Origin of the sequence: Paenibacillus sp. EZ-K15 (assembly GCF_002573715.1) — a bacterium.
Taxonomy (GTDB): Bacteria; Bacillota; Bacilli; order Paenibacillales; family Paenibacillaceae; genus Paenibacillus_AQ.
Map to the genome: position 1 here is coordinate 1 of NZ_PDHM01000018.1, position 24,797 is coordinate 24,797.

The window sequence follows — 24,797 nt, forward strand, 5'->3', positions numbered from 1 at the left end:
GTGACCACTTAAAAAGGGAGAAACCCTGTACTTTGAAAAAAGCACAGGGTTTCTCGACAATCTGAGCGCTCCGAAATTTTCGGAGCGCTTTTCCTTCTTTAATGCATCGATCATGTTTTACTTCTTACTTTCGCGCTGGAATATAACATGGCGGAGTTTAGCTCCTTCTTGCCGGAATTAATGTGAACCAATTCGAATCCCCATTAAATACACCGTATACTGTGTATACAGGCTGATAGAAGTTTTTCGTGTCATATATGAACAAAAGCTCAATTCCTGTTATATCCAGTTGGTCACCCTTTTTAATAACGAGTTGATCCTGCGTTAATATTGCATTTCTTTTGATTTGAGGAAATTCACCATTCTGGATACGCTCATATACCTCTGCAGGAGACAGTATATCTACTTCCTTAATAAATTGATTCTCCTGTAGCCCATTATTTATCGAATAGATACTGCCATCTTGTTTAAGACCGAGTAACAGTTCTCCAGTCCAGTAATTTTCGTTTACCCCCGCTTTATCCGGAAGGGACCATTGAAATTCTCCGTCCTCCAATGTTGTTAAATCGGCGTCTTGGGGAAGTAGGCCAAGATCGGCCATCATGGTTTTCGCCTTTGCGAGCATCGGTTCTTGGTCAGCGAATGATATATTACGCTCTGGTATATCATTATCCTCAGTTAACGACCAGTTTCCCTCTTTGGATTGATAGAATGTAAATGGTGTTCCTGATTTGTCTTCCAATAGAACCTCACGATCGCCATCCCGATCCTTAACCTTCAACTCAGATAATCCTAATTTCTGCTGCAGCAGCGCTTCTACTCCATCCCGTTGTGTGATTTTCTTGTATACGGGGGCGACTGCAGGGGCTGAACTTGGCTCAAGGGATGTTGTCAAATGAACATCTGTCATATTCCATTTGGTATATGAGTTTATAGCCAGATTGCCGAACTCCTGTTGGGAATACACAATGTTCATACCGACAAAAAACAAACCCATGATAAGAGGTATGGAAAGGTTTCCCAGTAGACTTTTCATTCCGACTTTTTTGTTATGAACAATGGAAGCTACCAGTCTGTATAACTGGTATCCCATAATACCACCAAGCGTGTTGTTCATGATATCAGCAAGCTCAAACAGTCCTGCGCCTGAAAGCGTCTGATAGGTTTCAATAAAGAGCGTAGAACTCACAACGACAAGAAGAAGCCACTTGAATGCTTTGAATTTTCGGCTGATGAAGGGCAGCAATATTCCCATCGGGATAAACATGATGATATTAAATATACCGTTCTGAAGATCACGTAAGGAATACTTGTTCCATGCTTCAACATAATCGCTGAATGGGTGGAGATTCATCTGCAAGAAATGAGAATTGCCGCGGCCGAACATAGTTAACTCGAGCACAAAAACAACATATCCGATGAACAATGCACCAAGAAAAAGCTTTTTCATGTGAATCCGCGGCTTTCCCTTTGATTGTTGTTTTCTATAATAAAGGTAATAATAGAGCCCTATTAGAACGAATTCGATCCCGATAATTAATATGACCGGCAGCATTAAAAAACGTAGATTCGTATAGATTGCATCGATCCCCAAGACGAGGTCCTCCTTATGACTTTATTCTAATGATGGTTGATACTGTCTTTCCTTGCAGCTACAAGTCAGAGCCGGTCACTTTTATATACTCTCCTGCTTTAACGCATCGATAATGTTTTCCTTTTTTACTTTCGCGCTGGAATATAGCATGGCAGAACCGACAATGACAAATACGGCGGCAATGACAGATAGAATACTCATCCAGGGAAGGACGAATCCGTAGCTAAATTTGTTCGCAAATGCCATATAGATCAAATACATCACGACGAAGCTGATAGGAAGCCCGAACAGCAGCGATTTGGTACCATAAAAAACACTTTCGTAGTTCATCATTTTCGCAAAGCCTTTTGGCGTCATTCCAACGGATTTCAGCATCGCAAATTCCCGCTTTCTAAGAGCGATGCTCGTTGAGATCGTATTAAATATATTCGCAATCGAAATCACTGAAATTAATACGATAAAGCCATAAGAAAAGACGGACATTAAGAGTATCATCTGTTCTTCCTGTTTTCTGGATTGGTACAAATTATACACATACAGATTAGGCTCTTTCATTTCTTCGATTTCCTGCTGCGTTTTCAGCGGGTCCGCACTTTTCAGATAGAGAAAGGTTTGAACGAACTCCCCGCTCTTATCATCTGACAGTTGATTCATGACTCGTTCCGAGACGACGATATTTAACCCGCCTGTTCCGACTAAGTTCATCCCCATCGGAGATCGATCCGTCAACGCCACAATGTACACTTTACTTACATCCGTCTCTTTTTCCGTATCCTCATGGATCGTTGTCAAATCGAGACTTTGCCCGACATTCGCATGAATAGCCTTCGTTTGGACGTATTTTCCCGTATCCATATCTTTATAATCGATGGTATCGATCACGATGGCGGCGGGATGATTCGGATCCGTCAGTAACTCGTAATCTGCTCCGACTGCTTTGGCATAAGCCTGCAGGTTCGAATCGTTTAATGCAGCGATTTTAATATCATAAGGATATTTCCCGTCCTTCAGCATACTCTTATCCTTCTTGACCGCCTCCTGCAATTCATCGGCGATGGACGCTTCTTCGATCCAAGCATTCCTATACAACTCATGAATCACGCTGTATTCCGATACATCCGAAAGGGATGCAATGGATTGAACCAACCGATCGTCTATTCTTTTTCCATTGCCGTAAGATAGTTCAATATCATAGTTGACGCCTTCCTGCGACATGGCCAAGGTTTGTTTCAGATTACCGGTAAAAAATGATACCGTTAGAAACAAAACGATGCTGATCACGAGCGAAAATACGGTGGCATGGTATCTCCGCTTGTTCCTTTTTAAGTTTTTCAATCCGATCTCCGCTTCGATTCCGAAGAACTTTCGAATCCATTTCGACGTTTCCACGCTTTTGCCCGTAAGCTTCACATCGGTTGTTTGACGAATCGCATCCATAGCGGAAATCCGGGATGCTTTAACGGCCGGGTAATACGTTGAAATGAAAATCGTCAACATTGAAACAGCACAGGCAATTAAAAGCGATAACGGCGTGACGATTACCGTTAGCCTTTCAGTAATTCCTAAAGCCCCTTGAATTATAGCGTTAATGAACTGAAAGGTAATACCGATCCCGGCAAGACCGCATAGGATTCCAACCGGAATGCTGATCAAGCCAATAATGACACCCTCAAAAAACACCGAATTTCTCTTCTGCCTTTTCGTAGCCCCCACGCTTGCAAGCATCCCTAAATGGCGGGAACGTTCCGAGACGGAAATCGCAAAAGCATTATAGATGAGCGAAACCGAGCCGATCATAATGACCGCCATAAGGATCACCGATAATGAGAACATCGTGCTGTACGAGGCTTCGCTTTTAGAGACGCCATAATAATGAAGCAAATCGTGATGGTATTGGACCGTTTCGATATGGTTGTTCTCTGCCAGGTTTTCCGCATGAGCGAACAAGGACTGATTGACTTTTTGCAAGACTACAGCCGCATTGACTCGATCGTTTGCCCCGATGAGGTTTTCATCGACATAGCTAATGGTTGTATACCCTGGGGCCCACGCCGGTTCCCATACGGGATGCTTGATGAAACCTACGACCGTGTAATCCCTTGTCGTTATATGTTGCAGCGTTTCGTTCTTTTCGTTATCTACGATACGCAGCGATTCGGTTTGACCCAGCGGTTGATCATTCCCTACCTCGAATCGTTTGCCGACACGAAGAGTGAGACGATCCCCGATTTCATATTTTACCTTGGCGTTTGTTGCAACGGCTTCAGAAATCACAACTTCCTTGTCTGTTTGCGGCAGACGCCCCTTGCTCAATTCAATTGGAAATTGCGCTAAACCTTGTGCATCATATTCCTTGATGAACAAATACGGCTTATTTGTATTTTGTCCCCCTTCTAATGGGGCATAGCCAAGATCGTTTGTAATCGCAAGGTTCTTGGTTGCGTCATCGTTTTTTATCGCTGCAAGCTGTTCCTTGTTTACATCTTGGTATAGGACATGCCATTCCCCTTCATCCGCAATGGTTTGCCTTTTCATTAAATCCAAGTAAGAAAAACCAAGCGTTGCAACAGCCGTCACCATGGAAACTGACAAAATGACACCCAGGATGGTTACAAGCGTTCGTCTCTTGTTTTGTCTCAAATGTCTGACGGTGAGTTTATTGACAATATTCAAGGGCGAATCACCTCGTCTTTGGCAATCCTTCCGTCCTCAATCGAAATGACCCTGTCAGCTTGCAAAGCGATTCGTTCGTCATGCGTGATCACGATCAATGTCTGGTGATAGGTTTTATTCAACATTTGTAATAAGTCGATGATCTCGCTGCTATTCTTGCTGTCCAAATTCCCGGTGGGCTCGTCCGCCAGCATAATGGCAGGATTACTAATGAGCGCTCTGCCGATCGACACCCTTTGCTGTTGTCCGCCTGATAATTGATTGGGTAGATGGTTTAAACGATGTTGCAGATTCAGAGTCTTCACGAGACCATCCAACTGCTTCTTATCTACCTTTTGGTTATCAAGCAAGAGCGGGAGCGTAATATTCTCTTCCACCGTCAGGACGGGAATCAGATTAAAAAACTGGTAGATCAGGCCGATTTGTCTGCGCCTGAAGATGGCCAGCTGCGTTTCATCCAAGTTATACATATCCGTATCCTCTACGAGGACTTTGCCGCTCGTCGGCCGATCCACACCGCCCAGCATATGCAGCAGCGTGGATTTCCCCGATCCGGACGGGCCGATGATCGCGACAAATTCACCTTTTCGAACCGAAAAGGAAACATCGTCAAGTGCCTTTACCGCCGATTCGCCTTTACCGTATATTTTAGACAGATGATCTATTTTTAAAATTTCCAATGTAAACCCTCCATCTCTTTGCTGATGGATATCATTCTATCTGACCAAAATGACTTTCAAGTGACTGCGAAGATGACAATTTAGTCACTTACGATTAAATTACTTGTTTATAAAACTTAATTCGAAACTGCGTACCCTTGTCGCTGCTGCTCGTCACATCGATCACTCCGTTCTGACTAGCAATAATGCTGTAAGCCATCGCAAGACCAATGCCGATGCTCCCCTCGCTGGCATTTTTCCCTTTATAAAAACGTTTAAAAATATAAGGTAAATCTTCTTTTGGAATTCCTTTTCCATTATCAGCAATGATAATTTCCGTAAATAGCGCGTTTTCGGAAAAGGAAATGGCGATGACTCCGCCTTCCTGCGTGTGCTCCACGCCGTTTTTCAAAATATTGATGACCGCTTCAGCAGTCCAATTGAAATCACCGACAAAAGAGACGTTGTCATCGCCCTTGATGCAAACCGTTTGTTCCTTAATATCCATCGGAATCAAAACCGGTTCAAGTGCCTTTTGTATTAGCTTTTTTACCTCTATTTGATCTTTTTTGAACTGGATTGTCTTTGCCTCGATTTTCGATAGCTTTAATAAGGAAGAAACAAGCCAATCGATTCGTTCAAGCTGAATACGAATATTACGGGTGAACTCCGTTCTTTTCGCTGAAGGTAGGTCAGGTTTGCTTAATAAATCCGCCATCACCGTCATGGAGGTAAGCGGCGTTTTAAGCTGATGAGAGATATCGGAAATCGCATCCGTTAGCCCCGTTTTGTCTCGCTCCAGAAGCGATCGCTGCTCTGATAGCATGAGCGTCACTTTATAAATATCATTCTTTAAAATGCTAAGTTCGCCTTCTTGATTATCGCGAGCGTCAAGTGAATAATTGCCGCTGCTAATTTCACGTAAATAGACGGACAGCTTTTCAAGTTCGCGATATCTCCATCTCGTGAATAATAGACTGCTTCCAATAAGTAAAATAGACATGATGAAAACGAGCACCGCAGCAGCAGACGAAATGAAAGCAGCGGCAACGAGCGCCGTTAAACTGATGGAACCCATAATAAACAATAAAATCTGAATCTCTCGATTGCGCAGCATCTAATCACCAACCTTATATCCTAAACCGCGTACCGTCTTGATCATCGTGGGATGCTGCGGATCATCCTCCAGCTTTTCCCTTAGCCTTTTGATATATACTGTTAGCGTATTGTCGTTCACGAAGTCACCTGCCGCGTCCCAAATCTGCTCTAACATCTGATTTCTTGAGAGAACTTGTCCAATATGGTTGCCAAAGATCAACAATAAGCGATACTCCAAAGCGGTCAATGATATTTCGGCGCCGTTTTTGTACACTTTTCCTTCTAGCGTATTCATTCGGACATTGTCAATGTTAATAATCGCTTGGGTCTGAGACGGCTTATGGTATCTCCGCAAGACGGACTTGATCCGCGAGAGAAGCTCGCGAATACGAAAAGGCTTTGTAATATAATCATCGGCTCCCATGTCAAGCCCCATCACGACATTGACCTCATCGTCGATCGCCGTTAAAAAAATGACCGGAATATCTCGTCGCTCTTTCACCATTTTGCACAATTCATAACCGCTTCCATCCGGAAGCGATAAATCAAACAAGCATAAAGCGAATTGATCTATATCTTCAGTCAGCACTTTTTTTGCAGATGCGACGTCATGGCAAAGAACGGTAGAAAATTGATCTTGCTCCAGCGAATATTCCAGACCGGACGCGATCGTTTTATCATCTTCCACTAACAATATTTTCATCTGCAGATCATCTTTACGAACGACCATGAGAGAATAAGCCTCCTACATTTAAATGTCCGCTAGTTCAAGATTAGCGGTCGTCAGGCATTTTCAAAGTATACCCAACATTAACACGTTATCAGGAATCCATGCAAAAAGCGATGGAATTGAAACCAGCCATATCATGAACCGACCTTATGCTGATGTCTGACAAGGAAGAAATTAGCATATAAAAAAACGCTAAGCCAGTCAAGATTGAAGGCTTAGCGTTTATATTCGTTCAAAGTGTGTTTCCAAGATCAAAGCAAGATGCTTACCCAAGAACCAAACGATCATCCGACAGCTTATGGCCGCTAATCTGCTCAAATTCCCCGAGCAGCTGCTCGACCGTCAGGGATTTCTTGCGCTCTTCGTCCACATCCAGAATGATGCGCCCCTTATCCATCATAATGAGGCGATTGCCGAGACGGATGGCTTGCTCCATATTATGCGTGACCATAAGGGTGGTCAGCTTCATATCCCGTACGATCTCATCGGTTATTCGGGTGATCAGCTCCGCACGCGCCGGATCGAGCGCTGCCGTATGCTCATCCAGCAGCAGGATTTGCGGCTGCGTGAAGGTCGCCATCAGCAAACTAAGCGCTTGACGCTCCCCGCCCGACAGCATCCCTACTTTGGCTCTGAGCCGATCCTCAAGTCCAATGCCGAGCCGTGCTAAATGCTTACGGAAGTTGGAGCGCTTGCCAGCTGTAACGCCAATGCTTAGCCCACGAGACTGACCGCGGCGATGAGCCATCGCGAGATTCTCTTCAATGGTCATATGCGGCGCGGTTCCCGCCATCGGGTCCTGAAATACCCGGCCGATCCAGCGGCTGCGACGAAATTCCGGCAGATGACCGATCGAAGTGCCGTCAATGCGCACTTCACCCGCGTCCGGCTTCATTACCCCGGAAATGATATTCATCAGCGTGGATTTTCCTGCACCATTACTTCCGATAACCGTTACGAAATCCCCCGGCTTCAAATGAAGATTGACATCCATCAAGGCAATCTTCTCATCCACCGTCCCCGGGTTAAACAGCTTGGACACATGGTTCATTTCCAGCATCAGAGCGCACCTCCTTTGGTCTTCCCTTGCGTAGCTAACAGTTCGGTTGAGCGCCTCCGTGCCTGTGAACGCTGTTTCATCGCCCGATTGATGGTCGGAACCACAAGAGCGAAAATGACGATGATCGCGGTGATAAATTTCAAATCCGACGCTTCCAGCCATGGAATCTCATAAGCAGCGGCAACAACAATCCGATAGATAATCGAACCGCAGACCACTGCCAGCGTCGTCCGGAATACCGAACCGGTCCCAAGGACGGCTTCGCCAATGATAACGGAAGCCAAACCGATCACAATCATCCCGATACCGGAGCCGATGTCCGCAAAACTGGATTGCTGGGCAACAACGGCACCGGATAAAGCTACCAGTCCGTTCGAGATGCTGAGTCCCAGAATGGTTGTTGTGTCCGTGTTCGCACCAAAGCTGCGGATCATCCGCTTGTTATCGCCTGTCGCCCGCAGCGCAAGGCCAAGATCCGTGCGGAAGAATGCATCCAGCAGCAGCTTTCCGATAATAACGATTACCAACATAATATAGATCGGATCAATAGTTCCGAAGATAATTTTTTCCTGGCTTAGTGAGATGTTAGGCTTGCCCATAATTCTCATATTAATCGAGTACAGCGCAATCATCATAATAATACCGGAGAGCAAGCCATTGATCTTACCCTTGGTGTGCAGCAAGCCTGTACAGATACCGGCTAACGTCCCTCCGGCAAATGCAGCCAGCGTAGCAAGCCATGGATTTACGCCGTTTGTGATCAGAATCGCTGCAATCGCTGCGCCTGTCGTAAAACTTCCATCCACTGTCAAATCCGGAAAATCCAATATTCGGAACGTGATATATACACCGAGTGCCATCAGCGCATACAGCAGCCCCAATTCAATCGGACCATCCAGCTTCATCACAAAATCCAGCATGTCTTTGACCTCCTTAAGGATTAAGCAAGGCGCGGGCTGTTATCTCCGCGCCTTACAGTTACTCAATGATGTTGTTGTCCGGGTCTTTGACTTCCTGTTTCATGGCGTCGGTCACTTCAATTCCATATTCAGCCGCAACTTTCGTGTTCAAGATCAGATCCAGCTTATCCGGCTTCGTGATTTCCATGTCCCCCGGATTCTTGCCGTCCTTCAGGATCTCTACAGCCATCTGTCCCACTTGATATCCATGATCGTAGTACTTGAATCCAACCGTTGCAAAAGCTCCCTTCTCCACCGTATCGCGGTCACTGGAGAAGAACGGTATTTTATTTTTTTGTGCTGTCTGAATAATTGTCTCGACTCCACTTACTACAGTATTATCTAGCGTGATATAAAAGGCATCGACTTTACCGACTAGCGATTCCGCTGCTTGCTTCACTTCCGAAGTATTAGTAACGGCAGCTTTCACAAGCTCGATTCCGTGCTCCGAAAGTACCTCTTCAGCCGTCTTGGCCATAACAACCGCATTCGCTTCTCCTTCATCTAAGACCAAACCAATTCTCTTAACATTTGGAAAATGATTACTAACAAAATTCATCAACTCTTTGGTTGCTTCCGGGTTCGTATCGGATGCCCCGGTGATGTTGCCTCCTGGTTTCTTCAAATCGCTGACCAGCTTTGCATCGAGCGGATCTGTCACCGCTGCGAACAAGACCGGCTTCTCCTTCACATTCTGTGCCACAGCCTGTGCCGAATCCGTTGCAATTGCGATCACCAGATCCGATTTCGTATCCTTCAACTTCTGTCCGATCGACAAATTGTTCGCCGGATCGCCTTGCGCATTGTTGTAATCAATTTTCAGCGTTTTGTCATCCTCCGAGATTCCAGCGTCCTTCAGAGCTGCCAGAATGCCTTCCCGCGTTGCATCCAAGGATGGATGTTCCACAATCTGCGAAATAGCAATACTATACGATTTCTTCTCCGCTTCTCCGCCGCTGCCCGTTTGAGTCGTACCGCTGCCTTCCGGCTTGTCCCCGCATCCTACCGCTGTAACCAGCAAGGCGGAGAGTGTAAGTGATAACCACATTTTTCTCTTCATCATGATTCCCCTCTCATTTGTTAACCGCTTCGTTCTTAAACCATAATTTTCTACATAAAGCGACAACGCTTCCCCGCTTTCATCGAAGAAAGCATTAAAGTCAAAAAATAGGTTGTTCCTATTGAACAACGGTCTATTATGAACATTTTATATGTACCCAATTGTTTTCGTCAATCAAGATTTTATAAAGTTTATAATGGTTTACATAAAGAACATCCCCGGATGTCACACGCTTCCGGGGATGTCAACCAAACGAAGTATTTATTTATATAGTAGAAAAAATCCGGAACGTCTACAAAATGGATCGACCCTGCATCGTCGCTAACCACGCTTCTGCCATGAGCGCATGACCTGCCGGGGAAGGATGTACACCGTCAGATGCCCAATAACCCATCTCAATCTTGGAGCTGGCTGCAGCAAAAATGCCGTCGAGCGGGACGTACAACGTCTCAAATTCTCGCGATAATTCGCGAACGGCCTGAATTTTAGGATCCAGATCCTCTCGCCATTCCTTTTTCGCTTCCGTAACAGGCAGCAAGAACGGCTCCATAAGAATGAAATTCGCACCGGTTAACTCGCGGGTTTGGATAAGCAGCTCACGATACCCTTCATAGTAGGCTTCCACGGACGTTGCTTCCCCGCGGTTATACTTCCTGCCGGTCTCATTAATACCGACCAGGATGGATACCCATGTCGGATCCAGATTAATGCAATCTTCCTCCCAGCGCCCCCGCAGATCGACGACCCGGTTACCGCTGATTCCGCGGTTTAAAAAACGCAGCCTTTTCAAAGGCAGCTCCATGCTTAGCCGGGCAGCAGCCATCAGCGCATATCCGTTCCCCAAACTGTCCGACTCCTCGTAATTTCGACCGCAATCGGTAATACTGTCGCCCTGAAACAATACGAGTGCATTTTGTTCGATATGTACCATGCTGTTCAACGCCTCCAATAATGAAAGTGTTCTCCTGCTCACCCCTTCATCATAACCGCTTTCATGTGTTCATGAAACCCCTTAAATTCACATTTCATGGCAAACTTTCTATACATTTAAGTTGACTATGTGGAATGAATTCACTACAATTCTATAGGTACACGTATGGCTGAATATATAAAAAGAACAGGTGATTAAATCATGTCAGAGCAACAGAACTATCAGATCCTTCTCTATTATAAATTTGTTCAAATCCCGGACCCTGAAGCGTTCAAAGACGAGCATCTGCAATACTGCAAAGATCTCGGACTCAAAGGACGGATTTTGGTTGCCTCAGAAGGCATCAATGGCACGGTATCCGGTACAATTGAACAAACCGAACAATATATGCAGGATATGCACGCCAACCCGCTCTTTGCGGACATGGTGTTTAAGATTGACCCTTCCGAAGGGCACGCATTCAAAAAGATGTTTGTTCGTCATCGCGAAGAACTCGTTACCTTCCGGGTGGAAGATGAGCTCGACCCTAACGAGATCAGCGGAACCCGCTTAGCACCGCAAGAATTCTATGAATACTTGCAGCGTGATGATGTGATCGTCATCGACGGCCGGAATGACTACGAATACGATATTGGTCACTTCCGCAATGCGATACGTCCAGAGGTTCAATCCTTCCGAGAGTTTCCGGATTGGATTCGCGAGAACCTGAGCGAGCACAAGGATAAAACCATCCTGACTTACTGCACAGGAGGCATTCGCTGCGAGAAGCTGACCGGCTTCATGCTGAAGGAAGGCTTCAAGGACGTTGCCCAGCTTGAGGGCGGCATTGTCACCTACGGTAAAGACCCTGAAGTACAGGGCCGTCTGTTCGACGGGAAATGTTATGTATTTGATGAGCGTATTGCCGTGCCGATCAATCAAACGGACGAGGATGTCATCGTTGGTAAATGCCACCATTGCGGAAAACCCGAAGACCGGTATATCAACTGCGATAATGACGCTTGCCACCTGCAGCATGTATGCTGCGAAGATTGTGAGGAGCTTCATCATGGCTGCTGTTCCGCGGAGTGTGAAGAGATTGTTGCTGCAAGCCACAATGCTTCCTAAGCCAACCCACCATAAATAGTTATAACTAAACGAAAGGGCAAAGTGCGAACTACTCGCACCTTGCCCTTTTATACATACGATCTATACGATCTCCTCTGCATTCAAACAATAGGAGCGACTCGCCCCTATCGTTCCATTAAATTTTGAATGATAGAGTTAATTTGCGAGAGATTGTTTCTCTAACCAGTTACTTTAACTATTATGTTATCAAACAATTTCTCTTCAATATAAATATTGATTTTCCATATTCCCGCTGAAGGAAAATTCAATGTAGAGGGCAAAACTGCATTTCCTGCAGGAGATTTTTGTGTTCTCAATTTACTTTCAAACAATTCAATTTCTTCTTTAGTTTGCTGTTCAATTGCAGAAAATTTAACTGTGCCATTTAATTCATCCGCTTCACCCCAAAAGTACCATAGATATTTTTTAGGCTTATTCACAACAAAATTCGATACATTTTCAGTGTAGGTAAAGACAACTCGGTTTTCTTTCCCAATTACGGTACGAGTAATCGGGCTACCCTTATTATCTTTAATTGTTATAGCGAACTTTTTACTCAATTCCCAATCCTCATGTTCAGGTTGTGTAGAGGCGGGCAGTTTTTGTTGTGCACACCCCGAACAGATTAATATCATAAGGCAACAAAGATACAAAGTCACCCTCATGTTGGTTCTCCCTCCATGAATTAGAAGATTAATTGTACTATAAACAATAATCGGTACAGTTTTCACTGCACCGAAAGGATGAAATGGACTATTAGGAAAATCAAAAATAGCATTGAAGAAATACCATTAGCGAATTTGAAAAATCCATTCTTCTTCTTATACAGGCTCTTGATTTTCTCCATTTCAAGCTCTGTTCTGTTTATAGAAAAAAGTATAGTAGGTACCGCCCGGGAAAACCCATAAACTAGTCCAAAGAGCATGCCGAATGTAGGATCCTTAAAAAGACCAACATAAATGTATACTAAATAAAAAGTCATATAGGGTAAATAAGTAAAAATACCAGCACCCAGAATACTTCCCCAAACCCACATATTTCTTACTGAGGATCCGCTAACCCAAGTAGCGGGGATTTGCCATTTTCTTTGAGGGACTTTTAAATTTATAATCTTATAGTCATGCATCATATATAGTCCCACAATTATTATCATGAATACCATTTTTAAAGTATACGGCAGCCATGAGAAAACTACGAAAATCAATAAAGTATACAAGAAACCTGCTAAAGCTCCTGATAAAGAAGATGCAGTCAAATAATTTATCCAACATTTTATTCTTGTTTTGTAATTCTCCTCACCGAGGAGACTGACCTCCAGGGTCACATTTAATCCTCAGTTGGTACTTACTTTAGTTACACCCGCTACAGATGCTAGGAGTGCTAATAAAATTATCTCAACCAGCTCTAAATGCATTTTTTATATCTCCTTTTTTTCCTTTACTATCTTACTGTTACAGCACAACCACAATCATTTACATTTGCTGTGTATACATCTGGATTACTGTTTGGAGTGCAATCGCAGCAAGCAATTGCCCCCCAACTATAACCAACACACCAGCATCCGGTGGATCCCCAATATGCGTATGTTGTTTTATAACCAGTCGGGCATTTGGAAGATTGTGAGCTTTGGCATCCTGAACAGGTTTTCCTGTTTGGGAAATTACATGCTGTTTCATATTCCCAGGCCTCACACCAGGTTGAGGATCCGTCGGCAAATGCAGGTCGTGCCGAAAACGAAACAAATGATAAGAACGCAGTAGAAAGAACTGTTTTTAAGAACGTAGATCGAGTAACTCTTCTTTCTAAATTTTCAGCAATGATTTTTGTAAATCTATCCACCGACTCGAATAATTTAAGCATTTACTTCACGGTCCTTTCAAATAGATTTATTCCTTCAACTGACTCTGATTTTCCTTCAAGAGACGATATCAGCCCAATAATGTGTTCCATTCCGTTACACAACCCTTTACCTTTAACCGTTCCTTTTTCATCTAAAATAAAAGCAAATGGTGTTACTCTAACTTTGCATAAGGTTAACACCGCTCTCTCCTCATCTAATAGCAATTCACCACTTAAGGATTTATTTTCTAAAACTCTAGAAAATCCACTTCTGTCACCAAGACCCACAAATAGAAAATTAATTTTTTCATTATATTTCATGAAGGCTTTATTCCATTCAGGTATTAATTCTTGACACGGTTTGCAGCCCGGTGAAATAAATGTAATCAACGTTGGTTTTCCATAGAAAGATTCAATTGAAATCTGTTCATTGGAAAAGTACGATTTCCCTGAAAATTCAGGTATTTTATCACCAATTGATATACCATCTCTGGTAATTGCTTCACGTGAACTTAAGTAGACTGAACCAAACTGCCTAAAAATAAGAAATATAGTGAACATCATAAATATAACGGCAATCCATAAAAGCAAATTAGAATAGAATAATATCTCCATATATCCTCCCGTATTATGTTTCTAAAAGCTTTATGTTTTTCCTGTATTCATTCCATATTATTTGTGAAAGCAAGTAAATTAGCACTAAAACCACACTAAACATTAACGAAGTTGCAGAAAAATTTGAGTTATACAAAATCGATAAAATTATTGCTAAAACATTTAATACGATTAATGCGCCAATTCTATATATACTAAAAAGATCCACTTTACTGTCTAAAAAGTTTCCGAAGCAAGAGCAAGTAATTACTCTTTTGGATTTAATGACCTTTGAAACCGCGATAAAAAAGCTTACCAGCATTAATAAAGTAAGAGATAATCCATAGTAGGAGCTTTTATGAAAAAAAATCATGACGGATGACACTAACTCTATAAACGGCAGCGAATATCCATAGAAACGAGAGAGATTCCTTGGTACTACGTTATACTCAATGACACCATTCACAAAATTTTTCAAATTAGACAGTTTAGTTATGGATGAGATTAAGAAAATTAAGATAAGAGTTAATTTCATTACATTAGTCAAAAACTCGAGCATCAAAAGCTCCCCTTCTCTTTTCATCTTCAGTCTTCACCATCTTTTTGTTGTTTACCTGTCACCCCCTCCTTAAATTCTTTCACAGCTGATCCTAAAGACCTTCCCATCATGGGTAAATTTTTTGCACCAAACACAATAAATGCCAATACCAATAAAATGATGATCCCTGGAACGCCAATTTGGTTAAACATACCTGTGTCAGCCTCCTCTTAATTTTTCTGTTTTCTTCTCCATAACACCGCAAATAACCAATCCAATTTCAAAAATAGATATCAGTAAGATAATTGCAGTTATGTCGGAAATGAAATCAGGTGGTGTGAGGATAACAGCGACTATACAAAAGATTGGATATAGAATCTTTCGAAGCTTCTTAAGTGTATTGGAGGATATAACTCCAAGTTGTGTTAACAAAACCATAAGAGCGGGAATTTCCAAAACTAATCCTGCCAGTAAACAGATCATAAACACAAATTGGAAATAATCGGAGAAGTTATACATGGTATTCATACTAAGTTCTTCAGTAACTCCAAGAAAAAAAGAAAATAATAATGGTGTGAGGAAATAGTATCCTAGAACTACCCCTAATAAAAAGAGTATCGATACAACAGAGGAAAATACTAACAGTATTTTTTTGAGTTTATTATTAATCGTAGGTTTTATGAATAAATAAATTTGCATGATTAATATGGGAAATGAAATGCACACACTTTGAAGCAGCATGGTCTTTGCGTAAATGGATACAGATTCAGTAACCTTAAACACGTTGAGCTCAATTTCATAATGTAAAGCGGACGATTTTAACAAATTTACAAAATAAGGAGCGGTAAAATAAGTAACGATTAAACAAAAGATAAATGCAGTAGCAAAATAAAATATCCTTCTACGAAGTTCATAAAAATGTTCGAGAAAATTCATCGTAGTGTTGCCATCAACCGATTGCTCTTCAAACACTCTTACTTTTTCGATTTCATTTGACATCACGATCTCCTAAGTGTTTCGAGTCGAGGAAACATTATTCTAAATTGAATAATACATATTTATTTACACTACTTGGTTTTAATTACATGAGAATATAAAATAAATGAATTCTCAGTAATCCTGGTTGTCTCCCTTCACTTTGAAGAAGCATAAATATGTAGGTCCTTTTGAATCCCCTCCTTATATAACATTCTGGTTTAACATTAAGATAAAGTTTCCGAAATTAAGTTATTGATTCCAATTATTTACTTGGTATTATTTATTATAAGTAATCAAAAAAATGTTTGGAATAGGACTTCCGACTTAATCCATTTTTTACATAGGAGCCTGCTTTCAAAATGGCCTACATTATGCTTATAAAACACTACATATAAAAGTTCTCAAAGTAAAAAAGCGCAGGGCTACTTCCTTTTAAGGGAAGTGAACGACGAGTAATCCTTGCTATCCGTTTTGTTTGTTAAAATAATACTCTTCAAAATTTCATCCTTGTATGTGAATAAATGTAATTATATAATGAAGGTCTAATTGGTAATTCGGGGCTGGCTGAGGTACTGGTGTCCTTCTAGGTCTTCAAAACCTTTTGGGAGACGTCTCGCGTCTCCGGTGGGTTCGATTCCCACACAGTCTCGCCATATACAATTCATTTTTATTACATGATCCACTGTCTTTTATCGTTCTCTCTACGAGTAATTTGTAAATAATCTAACAACTCGAGAAACATAATCAGTTTTTTTCTTGAACCATTCAAAATGCCCTTTGCATCCTGTATACAAAATGCTTGATTGTTTGTTTTAACATATAACAATCTTAATTCTTCCTCAAAAGTTTGATGATGGATTAGATGCTTATCATCTAATCGATAGGCAAGTTTGCTGTTAACAACATAATGAGTCAATTCAATATGAAGCTGTTCGGGTATACTTGCACCTCCCAAGTATTCACTCCATTCCAAAACTTCCAACTTATCATATTCTAATTTCTCCAACGCTTTTTCAAATCTAGAATTCCATTCCTCAGGTACATGAGGTGCGAACTCAGGTATATGAATAAAATGATTCCTTCTCAACAATAACCCTTCTTCTATTTCCTTGTTAATCACTATTTCACCTAACTTTTTAGGGATATTTCGTTGTAGTACTTGAATACATTCAGCTTTACTTATTCCAATACGGAGGGGAAATGATTTATGGTATTTCTGTATTTCCATTTTAACCTGTGATCTAACATTATCGTAAACCATACTAGACGTAAATAGATTGGGTTCGATAACAAAAATTTGATGACTTTGAATCATTCCCTCCAATATTTCATTTAATTTATCTCCGTATAATGATATCAATTTACTTAATTCGTTTGTGCTTAACATTTTATGTATTGCCAATGCGTCTAATATCCTGTCTTCCGGGCTTGCTTCTTTTTTATGTAACAGTTTTTCGATCGTTTTTTGACCATATCGATATTTTTCACTTGATGCACTAATAATCCATCCTCCACCTATCGTTTCGACAGGCGAAGGTCGTCTTACAATAAAACGATCTCCACGTTTAACAACAATCGGTTTCTTCAATAAGATTTGGCACAGAACTTCAGAGTTATTATGTAATTCATTGCGATCGAAGAAGACAATATTTCCCGAGGTTTCATTTGTACCAGAGTAAAAATTAATAGTAGTACGTTGTTTTACAGGGTATTCAAGACCCTTTACTGTCTTAAGTGTAACATCAATCATGTTGCTAATTTCAAAGTCCGTTGATGAAACGATAACGTCTCCCCTTCTTATTTTTTGTTTTTGAACCCCGCCAATGTTAATAGCTGCTCTCTGACCTGCCGTAGCTTTGTTCTTAACCTTGTTATGTATTTGAACTTCCTTAGCCTTTACTGGAATATGTTGAGGAAGTATGGTAAGAGAATCCCCACTTTCTAGAGTACCTTCATAAATCGTACCTCTTACAACTACTCCCTGACCATGAATTGTAAAAACTTGATCAATAGGCAGCCTCAAAATTCCATTTGAAATTCGTAGTGGGATCTTTTTTAACTTCTGAACAAGCATGTACTTAAGATTATCCAATCCCTCTCCACTTATGCTCTCCACATATAAAATTTCAACACCTTCAAATAAGGATCCTTCTACTGCCGATTTTATATCTTCTTCTATTATTTCTAAAAATTCATATTCCACCCGATTTATTTTGGTCACAACAATAATTCCATGTTCTATCCCCAAGAGAGTTAGAATTTCGATATGTTCTTTAGTTTGGGGCATAACACCTTCATCTGCCGCGACAACTAAAATGACAAGATCTATACCAGCAACCCCAGCAATCATTTTCCGAATAAATTTTTCATGCCCTGGGACATCAATGATTGATGTTTCGAATCCGTATAATGAGAGTGGCGCATATCCGAGTTCAATGGAAATATTCCGCTCTTTTTCAACGATCAGACGGTCAGTATCAATATTAGTTAATGCCTTTGTTAATGTCGTCTTACCGTGGTTGATATGACCAGCGATTCCAATTGTATAATACCGATGCGTCATAGTTATCACCTTTGCAGATTAATTGTTTTTTATTTAAATATACGGTTTATCCCTTCCGCTACAAGTTCAATTTCGTCATTCTGTATCGTTCTGGCATCTAATAAAAGAGTGTTTTTTTGAATACGGGCGATGATTGGCGGATTACACTTTCGCAACTTCCGCTCTAACCATTGCACTTCAAACTTATCAGACCCCAGTGAGATTGCGAACGATGGCAATTTTACTTCAGGCATCGTCCCACCACCAATTTCCGAATAAACTTGAACGACTTCGACATATGATTTAACTTCGTCCGTTAGTAAGCAATAAAGTTCTTCCGCCTTTATTTTAATAACCTGTGGAGAAGCTAGAATATCTCGAAGTGTTGGCAGTTCTTTTACAACCAATTCCTCATTAAGATAGAGTAAGAGAGTGGATTCTAGAGCCGACAGAGTCAATTTATCAGGTCGTAAGGCTCTAGCAAGTGGATTTTTTTTTAGTCTATTTATCAACTCATGTGATCCAATGATAATACCCGCTTGAGGGCCTCCTAAAAGTTTATCGCCACTAAAGCTAATGAGATCTACTTTTTTTTCAACAACCTCTTTAATAGAAGGTTCGTTTCCTATACCATGTTTTTTCAAATCGTATAACACGCCGCTACCAAGATCTTCGTATACAGGAATATTATACTTATTCCCTAGCTTGACCAGATCCTTAGTATCTACTGACTGTGTATATCCATTAATTACAAAATTACTTTTGTGGACTTTAAGTAATAGAGCAGTATTTTCATTTATTGCTCCTTCATAGTCATGTGTATGAGTGCGGTTTGTAGTACCGACTTCGTTAAGAATTGCTCCACTTTCTTTCATTATGTCAGAAATTCGAAATGATCCACCGATTTCGATTATTTCTCCTCTGGATACAACTACCTCTCTTTTTGCAGCGAGCACTAGCAGGATTAGAAATACAGCTGAAGCATTGTTATTAACAACCATGGCTGACTCTGCACCAGTCAAAGTCTTAATAATATGTTCGACTATGTCGTGTCTCGATCCACGTGTTCCGGTTTCAAGATTGTACTCTAGATTTGAATAACTTCCAGCTATTTTCATCAAATGCTTGTTTACTGCAACCGGAAGTAAAGACCGTCCTAAATTAGTATGTAGAACAATTCCCGTCGCATTAATTACTGGTATCATATTAGGATTTAAACTCTGTGAAATAAATGTTCTAAGATCCTTAATCAATTCTTCTTCCGATAAAACGTTTACACTTCCTAACACACTTTCACTTCTCAATTTCTCAAGATATTGTTTAATTAATAAAGTTACATAGTTAGTAGATACAGAGTAATCCTTTATTGTGCTCTTGATGTCAGGATTTTTTAATATATTTGTCACTGAGGGAATTGAACGAAGCTTCATGTGATTCTCCTTTACTACAGGGATAATATACTCTACATTGAATTCCCATGATATTACAGTATAAGCATTATTTATTGTTCGAGCAACCTCTAGAGACGTTTAATTAAAAATTTCCTGTTTAATAGGAAGACAATAGATTCCGGAGCATCATAAATCAAAAGTCTAATATTAAAAATGTAGAAGTTCAGTTAGCACCTCGAACAAGCAGTTGAAAGCCTCGTGATTCAGGAAAGCAACTAATTGCTTTCATAAAAAATCCCTTTCAGCTAACAAGGTTACGTCCATCAAAATCAGATGTACTAAAACTCTTGCCTACCAAAAGGGAGGATATCTAAATACTATATTAGTGTCTCGTTAATTTATTCCTCAAGGAAAACAGCCAGTTCAGCTTCGATAGCAGCTTTGATCTTCTCGACGCATTCTTCCGTCGTTGCCGCGAATACACGTTTACCATTCACCAGTGCATATGGCCGCAGCTTGCACAGACCGCAAAGATTCATGCAATCGGCCCGCAGGACAGCGATTTCGGGATACAATTCCTCAAGATGCTCAAGTTCCAAAGCACTCATCAAGTTGCTGTCGCATATTTCCACAACAACAATCCCCATCCCCATCTTTATCACCACTATTCCATTTGACAATATGTTCATTCATTATGAGGAAAACGCCCGGTTTTGTCAAATCGGTCTTCGTGGAAGATCAATGAATGAGGGATTCCGCTCCGTCGATATAGATTTCCGTACCGGTAATATGGGAAGCGTCATCGGATGCAAGAAATGCTACAAGCTGAGCAACCTGTGCAGGTTGCCCCGGTCCATCCGCCAATGGCTGGTCCCCTTCCGGATATTCAATCGGGATCGTCACCTCGTCGAGTTCTGGCTTCGCGATCGTGCTCTCATCGATGTTAGTTGCAATCGCGCCGGGGCAGATGGCGTTCACCCGGATTTTATAACGTGCGAGCTCCAGAGCCGCCATCTTCATGAAAGCAACCTGTCCGGCCTTCGTGGTGCTGTATGCAGAGAAACCAAAACCGGTAAACACCCGATTACCGTTAATGGAGCTGGTAATGATGATGCTGCCGCCACGCTCCTTCAAATATGGAATCGCATATTTTACCGTGGCAAACGTTCCTCTTAGATTGGTATTGATCGTAGCATCCCATTCATCAAGCTCCATGATCTCGATCGGAGCCTTGGTCCCATTGATCCCGGCATTGGCAAACACGATATCCATCTTTCCCCACTTCTCGGCAGCTTGGCTAAAGCAATCCTTCAGCGATTCCGCTTTGGAAATATCGCAGTTGCCGGTCAGTGCTTCGCCGCCGCCTTGCTCAATCGTTTGCTTCACCTTCTCTACGCGTTCACGATCAATATCGATCAACAGCAGTTTAGCTCCTTGCTCCGCCAAAAGAAGGGCTGCGGCCTGGCCGATTCCGGAACCAGCACCGGTAACGATGGCTACTTTACCATCCAAACGTTGATTTGTTGACATTGCCACAACCTCCTCGTTTAAGTTTTCCTGATTATAGATAACCCAACGAGTCGGTGTCTGAATCTTGGCTGCCTAAAGCTGGAACACCGCTGGTTTTACACATACCGGTTTGGATTGCGAGACCGTATATCCTGTAAAGGCAAGCTTACCGTCTTCCGGATTCACATTAAATAGTACAAGGTTATTCCCGTCTCTATTAGCGACAACCAGGAACTTGCCCCCAGGCATCAGCGTAAAGTGACGCGGGTGACCACCTTCTGTCGAAATATATTGAACCGGGCTTAAGCGACCGGTATCTTCATGCACGGAGAATACCACAATGCTGTCATGTCCGCGATTGGACCCGTATACCGTTTTGCCATCCGCCGACACGGCAATCTCGGCGCAGTAACTCTCTCCGTCAAAATCCGCAGGAAGTGTCGATATCGTTTCCAGTATTTCTAAACGACCTTCGTTCGGGATGTAACGAAGCACCGTGACGCTGGAATTCAACTCGTTGATGACATAAGCGTAAGCACCGCTTGGGTGGAACGCCAGATGACGAGGGCCTACACCTGCTTCCAGCTGGGTTTCGCCATGAAAGCTCAATTCTTGGGTATTCTCATTTACCGTATAAGCGAGAATTTTGTCCAGTCCCAAGTCCTGTACGAACACGTATTTACCATCCGGACTGTAAAACGCCGAATGCGCTCTGGATTGCTGATCTTCGCGTACAGACACGAGATCCGCATGTTTCTTCTCATCCAGCAGTTCACCGGCTTGTCCATCCTTACCGATCGGATGAAGGCCTACCAAGCCTCCATGATAACTCGAAACAATCAGATACTTACTCGCTTCATCACGCTGGATATGGCAAGTCGAGCTGCTCACACTGCGAACACGGTTCCGTTCGGTCAGCTTGCCGGCCATAGGGTCAATCTCAAAGCTGATGATCTCGCCAGCCTTACCGCCATCCTCTGAAATTTCGCCAATGGCATATAAACGTCTGGCTTCCGGGTCCACGTTCAGGAAGGTCGGATTCTTAATACCGGATACCTCTTCAAGCAGCTTCAGTTCGCCGCTATCCTCGTTAAATTCATATACGCATACTCCGCTTTGGTTGTCTTCCGCATACGCACCTGTAAACAGCAGCGTACGCTGTGATGGATTCGCCATAATGTCTATCTCTCCTCTCATTTATCTATACTTATCATGTTTTATGTAGTGTACTTTCAGTTACCATGTTAACTTCAACCCCAATGAAAATCAAATGACTTGACGTCTGATGCCTGTTTGTCTTTTGTCATACCGGGTATGTATGTATTATATCGACTGAAGGAGGTATTCCCATGAAACAACCGAACAGCGAGGAAGTACGCAATCAGCAGAATACGGAGAATGACTCTCAGGAACAAAGGGACAAGGTGAAGAAACATCAGGATGTGGAGCCTCAGGCTGAGAATTGGAATCCTCGGGATCTTCCGGATCCAAACGATAAAAAATCTCAATCATAATCGTTTATATAAGAAGGCCGCATGGCAATGTCCATGCGGCCTTCAGGCTGTCGAGAACCCCTCTGTTTTTTGCAGGTGGTAAGTTTTTTCTTAATAGTCTCAAAACTAGGGGCCTCAGATCGTATTAAATCTATTATTGTATTAAAAGATGAGTTTCCCCCATATAAAAAATCAAGTGTCGAAAAGTCCCCTGGACTTTCTCGAAACTCTGAAGACAGTCACTAAAGACTGTCTTATTTGTCTATAAAACTCTCAGCCTAATTATATAGGATTAGCTAGCTGTGGCAAGAAAGTAGATAATAATAAACAAAGCAACAACTCCTAAGATAATCCACAAAGCTTTATTGTTCTTCATTTCACCCATCAACTCCTCCACGCAAAATATTAAAATGTTTGAATTTACCAAATAAAAGGTAATATATACCATAAAGGCACCAGCATATAACATATATACCCATAGGAGGACAGATTTATGAGGTTCGGGTTCGCTATTGCCGATTGCGCGGGCTGCAAAACGTCAAGGAACAAGCCTTGATGACAGCAGACGCGCAGTACATGGAGAAGATGGCGATCCACCTGGATCACCAGGAAAAACGGGGGAGTCCCCTTCCTCTCATCGATTGATTTCTACCTGAATGCAAAAAAGAAACCCATGGTCGTAAAATGACCTGGGTTTCTGGATACTTTGAAGGCCTCATGGTTATATCCATGCGGCCTTCTTATTTATGCACATCTCTGGGCGGATATTAACCTTCCAATAGCAGCGACTCTGGATCTTCAAGGAGCTCTTTAACCGTAACCAGGAAGCGAACCGCTTCGGAACCATCAACGATCCGATGATCATAAGACAGTGCGATGTACATCATAGGACGATTCTCCATACGCTCTGCATCAATGGCTACCGGACGAAGCTGGATTTTGTGCATGCCGAGGATACCCACCTGAGGCGTATTCAGGATCGGCGTAGACAACAGCGAGCCGAACACGCCGCCATTCGTAATCGTAAATGTACCGCCTTGCAGCTCAGACAAGGACAGGGCATTATTACGAGCTTTCGCAGCAAGATTGCCGATTTCCTTCTCAATCTCGGCAAAGCCAAGACGATCTGCATCGCGAACGACTGGAACAACAAGTCCTTCTTTCGCGGATACCGCGATACCGATATCATAGAATTTCTTCACAACAATATCATCGCCATCGATCTCGGCATTAAGATGCGGGAATCTCTTCAACGCACCCACAACCGCTTTGGTGAAGAAGGACATGAAGCCGAGGCCTACGTCATGCTTCTCTTGGAAAGCTTGCTTACGACGCTTACGAACATCCAGGATCGCTGTCATATCTACTTCATTAAAGGTAGTCAGCATGGCAGCCGTATGCTGCGCTTCGACCAAACGATTCGCAATCGTTTGACGACGACGAGACATACGAGTGCGTTCTACCGGCTTTCCATACTCAGCAGCCGGAGCCTGTGCTGCCGGAGCAGCTGTGGAAGCTGCAGGCTTGCTTGGTGCTGCAGGCTGCTTGGCTTCATTATGATTCTTCACATCATCATGGTAAATCCGACCGATCGGGTCGCGGCCCTGTACCTGGTCCAGATCAATCCCGCGTTCACGAGCCAGTTTGCGTGCGGATGGCGATGCAGTCAGACCCGCTCCTTCCTCGTTCTGAGCCGGTACCGGAGCTTGCGGCTTCGGTGCTTCTGCCGCGGGTGCCGGAGCAGTCTCCGTTTGCGCGGATGCAGGAGCTTCAACAGCCTTCGGTGCCGGTGCGCTTGCAACGCCTTCCTGTGGAGAAATTTGACCGAGCACTTCACCGATCGTTACATTCTCCCCTTCTTGACGAAGGATTTTTTCCACAACGCCTTCAGACTCTGCGCTAATTTCAAGATTAACCTTATCCGTTTCTAACTCGAGCAGCACATCACCGATGTTAACGCTATCCCCTTCTTTAACGTGCCATTTGAATATTGTTCCTTCGGTGATGGATTCGCCCATAGCTGGTACAGTAATTTCGCTCAC

General features: G+C 42.5%; 24 protein-coding genes and 1 tRNA gene. 3 read left to right on the forward strand and 22 right to left on the reverse strand.

Translation table 11 applies throughout. The annotated features are described in order from the left end of the window. Positions 1-157: 157 nt before the first annotated feature. From CRG97_RS20255 to CRG97_RS20295, 9 genes are all read right to left on the reverse strand, one after another. Positions 158-1,594 (reverse strand): VanZ family protein, encoded by a 1,437-nt coding sequence (locus CRG97_RS20255; protein ID WP_098746749.1) that lies wholly within the window; start codon positions 1,592-1,594, stop codon positions 158-160. 81 nt (positions 1,595-1,675) lie between these two features. Then, entirely contained in the window at positions 1,676-4,267 is a 2,592-nt protein-coding gene (locus CRG97_RS20260; protein ID WP_098746752.1) for an ABC transporter permease, read from the reverse strand. Further along, positions 4,264-4,947 carry an ABC transporter ATP-binding protein gene (locus CRG97_RS20265; protein WP_076322079.1) on the reverse strand — a complete coding sequence of 228 codons (684 nt, stop codon included), beginning with the start codon at positions 4,945-4,947 and terminating at the stop codon, positions 4,264-4,266. Before CRG97_RS20265 ends, CRG97_RS20260 begins: the two co-directional genes overlap by 4 nt. A 94-nt stretch (positions 4,948-5,041) precedes the next feature. Further along, on the reverse strand, positions 5,042-6,043 hold the full coding sequence (locus CRG97_RS20270; protein ID WP_098746754.1) for a sensor histidine kinase: 1,002 nt from the start codon (positions 6,041-6,043) through the stop codon (positions 5,042-5,044). After that, complete coding sequence (locus tag CRG97_RS20275) at positions 6,044-6,727, reverse strand: response regulator transcription factor (RefSeq protein ID WP_098747405.1); 684 nt, start codon at positions 6,725-6,727, stop codon at positions 6,044-6,046. A 292-nt stretch (positions 6,728-7,019) separates the two neighbouring features. After that, complete coding sequence (locus tag CRG97_RS20280; protein ID WP_098746757.1) at positions 7,020-7,814, reverse strand: ABC transporter ATP-binding protein; 795 nt, start codon at positions 7,812-7,814, stop codon at positions 7,020-7,022. After that, a complete protein-coding gene (locus tag CRG97_RS20285) occupies positions 7,814-8,734 on the reverse strand; it encodes an ABC transporter permease (protein ID WP_098746760.1) in 921 nt (306 codons plus the stop codon). Before CRG97_RS20285 ends, CRG97_RS20280 begins: the two co-directional genes overlap by 1 nt. Before the next feature lie 58 nt (positions 8,735-8,792). Further along, entirely contained in the window at positions 8,793-9,833 is a 1,041-nt protein-coding gene (locus CRG97_RS20290) for an ABC transporter substrate-binding protein (protein WP_098746763.1), read from the reverse strand. A 292-nt stretch (positions 9,834-10,125) separates the two neighbouring features. Further along, a complete protein-coding gene (locus CRG97_RS20295) occupies positions 10,126-10,764 on the reverse strand; it encodes an SGNH/GDSL hydrolase family protein (protein WP_098747406.1) in 639 nt (212 codons plus the stop codon). Between the two features lie 201 nt (positions 10,765-10,965). Here CRG97_RS20295 and trhO point away from each other — a divergent pair, with 201 nt between their 5' ends. Continuing rightward, on the forward strand, positions 10,966-11,871 hold the full coding sequence (trhO, locus tag CRG97_RS20300) for an oxygen-dependent tRNA uridine(34) hydroxylase TrhO (RefSeq protein ID WP_098746765.1): 906 nt from the start codon (positions 10,966-10,968) through the stop codon (positions 11,869-11,871). 179 nt (positions 11,872-12,050) lie between these two features. On the opposite strand, the gene CRG97_RS20305 is transcribed toward trhO, so the two are convergent. The 7 genes from CRG97_RS20305 to tatC all read right to left on the reverse strand — a co-directional run bounded on the left by CRG97_RS20305 (position 12,051) and on the right by tatC (position 15,841). Further along, positions 12,051-12,536: a DUF4871 domain-containing protein gene (locus CRG97_RS20305; RefSeq protein WP_098746768.1), complete on the reverse strand. Its 486-nt coding sequence runs from the start codon at positions 12,534-12,536 to the stop codon at positions 12,051-12,053. Positions 12,537-12,598: 62 nt separating this feature from the next. Beyond that, positions 12,599-13,195, reverse strand: coding sequence for a hypothetical protein (locus CRG97_RS20310; protein ID WP_153047510.1), 597 nt, complete (start codon positions 13,193-13,195; stop codon positions 12,599-12,601). 148 nt (positions 13,196-13,343) lie between these two features. Then, the gene (locus tag CRG97_RS20315; RefSeq protein WP_098746774.1) at positions 13,344-13,547 is read right to left on the reverse strand and encodes a hypothetical protein; all 204 of its coding nucleotides are present in this window, start codon (positions 13,545-13,547) and stop codon (positions 13,344-13,346) included. Between the two features lie 184 nt (positions 13,548-13,731). After that, complete coding sequence (locus tag CRG97_RS20320; RefSeq protein WP_098746777.1) at positions 13,732-14,325, reverse strand: TlpA family protein disulfide reductase; 594 nt, start codon at positions 14,323-14,325, stop codon at positions 13,732-13,734. 13 nt (positions 14,326-14,338) lie between these two features. Then, entirely contained in the window at positions 14,339-14,887 is a 549-nt protein-coding gene (locus CRG97_RS34280) for a MauE/DoxX family redox-associated membrane protein (RefSeq protein ID WP_098746780.1), read from the reverse strand. Positions 14,888-14,889: 2 nt separating this feature from the next. After that, a complete protein-coding gene (locus tag CRG97_RS20330; RefSeq protein WP_098746783.1) occupies positions 14,890-15,054 on the reverse strand; it encodes a twin-arginine translocase TatA/TatE family subunit in 165 nt (54 codons plus the stop codon). 7 nt (positions 15,055-15,061) lie between these two features. Then, positions 15,062-15,841 (reverse strand): twin-arginine translocase subunit TatC, encoded by a 780-nt coding sequence (gene tatC, locus CRG97_RS20335; protein WP_098746786.1) that lies wholly within the window; start codon positions 15,839-15,841, stop codon positions 15,062-15,064. A 535-nt stretch (positions 15,842-16,376) separates the two neighbouring features. Here tatC and CRG97_RS33030 point away from each other — a divergent pair. Next, a tRNA-Sec gene (locus tag CRG97_RS33030) sits at positions 16,377-16,473 on the forward strand. Between the two features lie 17 nt (positions 16,474-16,490). Here CRG97_RS33030 and selB read toward each other — a convergent pair. From selB to CRG97_RS20360, 5 genes are all read right to left on the reverse strand, one after another. Next, complete coding sequence (gene selB, locus CRG97_RS20340) at positions 16,491-18,383, reverse strand: selenocysteine-specific translation elongation factor (protein WP_098746789.1); 1,893 nt, start codon at positions 18,381-18,383, stop codon at positions 16,491-16,493. A 29-nt stretch (positions 18,384-18,412) separates the two neighbouring features. Next, a complete protein-coding gene (gene selA, locus CRG97_RS20345) occupies positions 18,413-19,792 on the reverse strand; it encodes an L-seryl-tRNA(Sec) selenium transferase (RefSeq protein WP_098746792.1) in 1,380 nt (459 codons plus the stop codon). Positions 19,793-20,151: 359 nt separating this feature from the next. Further along, positions 20,152-20,400 carry a YuzB family protein gene (locus CRG97_RS20350; RefSeq protein ID WP_098747407.1) on the reverse strand — a complete coding sequence of 83 codons (249 nt, stop codon included), beginning with the start codon at positions 20,398-20,400 and terminating at the stop codon, positions 20,152-20,154. A 91-nt stretch (positions 20,401-20,491) separates the two neighbouring features. Beyond that, the gene (locus CRG97_RS20355; RefSeq protein WP_098746794.1) at positions 20,492-21,283 is read right to left on the reverse strand and encodes an SDR family oxidoreductase; all 792 of its coding nucleotides are present in this window, start codon (positions 21,281-21,283) and stop codon (positions 20,492-20,494) included. A 72-nt stretch (positions 21,284-21,355) separates the two neighbouring features. Beyond that, positions 21,356-22,438: a lactonase family protein gene (locus CRG97_RS20360; RefSeq protein ID WP_098746797.1), complete on the reverse strand. Its 1,083-nt coding sequence runs from the start codon at positions 22,436-22,438 to the stop codon at positions 21,356-21,358. A 173-nt stretch (positions 22,439-22,611) separates the two neighbouring features. On the opposite strand from CRG97_RS20360, the gene CRG97_RS33335 reads away from it, so the two are divergent. After that, positions 22,612-22,776: a hypothetical protein gene (locus tag CRG97_RS33335; RefSeq protein ID WP_202618974.1), complete on the forward strand. Its 165-nt coding sequence runs from the start codon at positions 22,612-22,614 to the stop codon at positions 22,774-22,776. Between the two features lie 746 nt (positions 22,777-23,522). On the opposite strand, the gene odhB is transcribed toward CRG97_RS33335, so the two are convergent. Further along, complete coding sequence (gene odhB / locus CRG97_RS20365; RefSeq protein WP_098746799.1) at positions 23,523-24,797, reverse strand: 2-oxoglutarate dehydrogenase complex dihydrolipoyllysine-residue succinyltransferase; 1,275 nt, start codon at positions 24,795-24,797, stop codon at positions 23,523-23,525.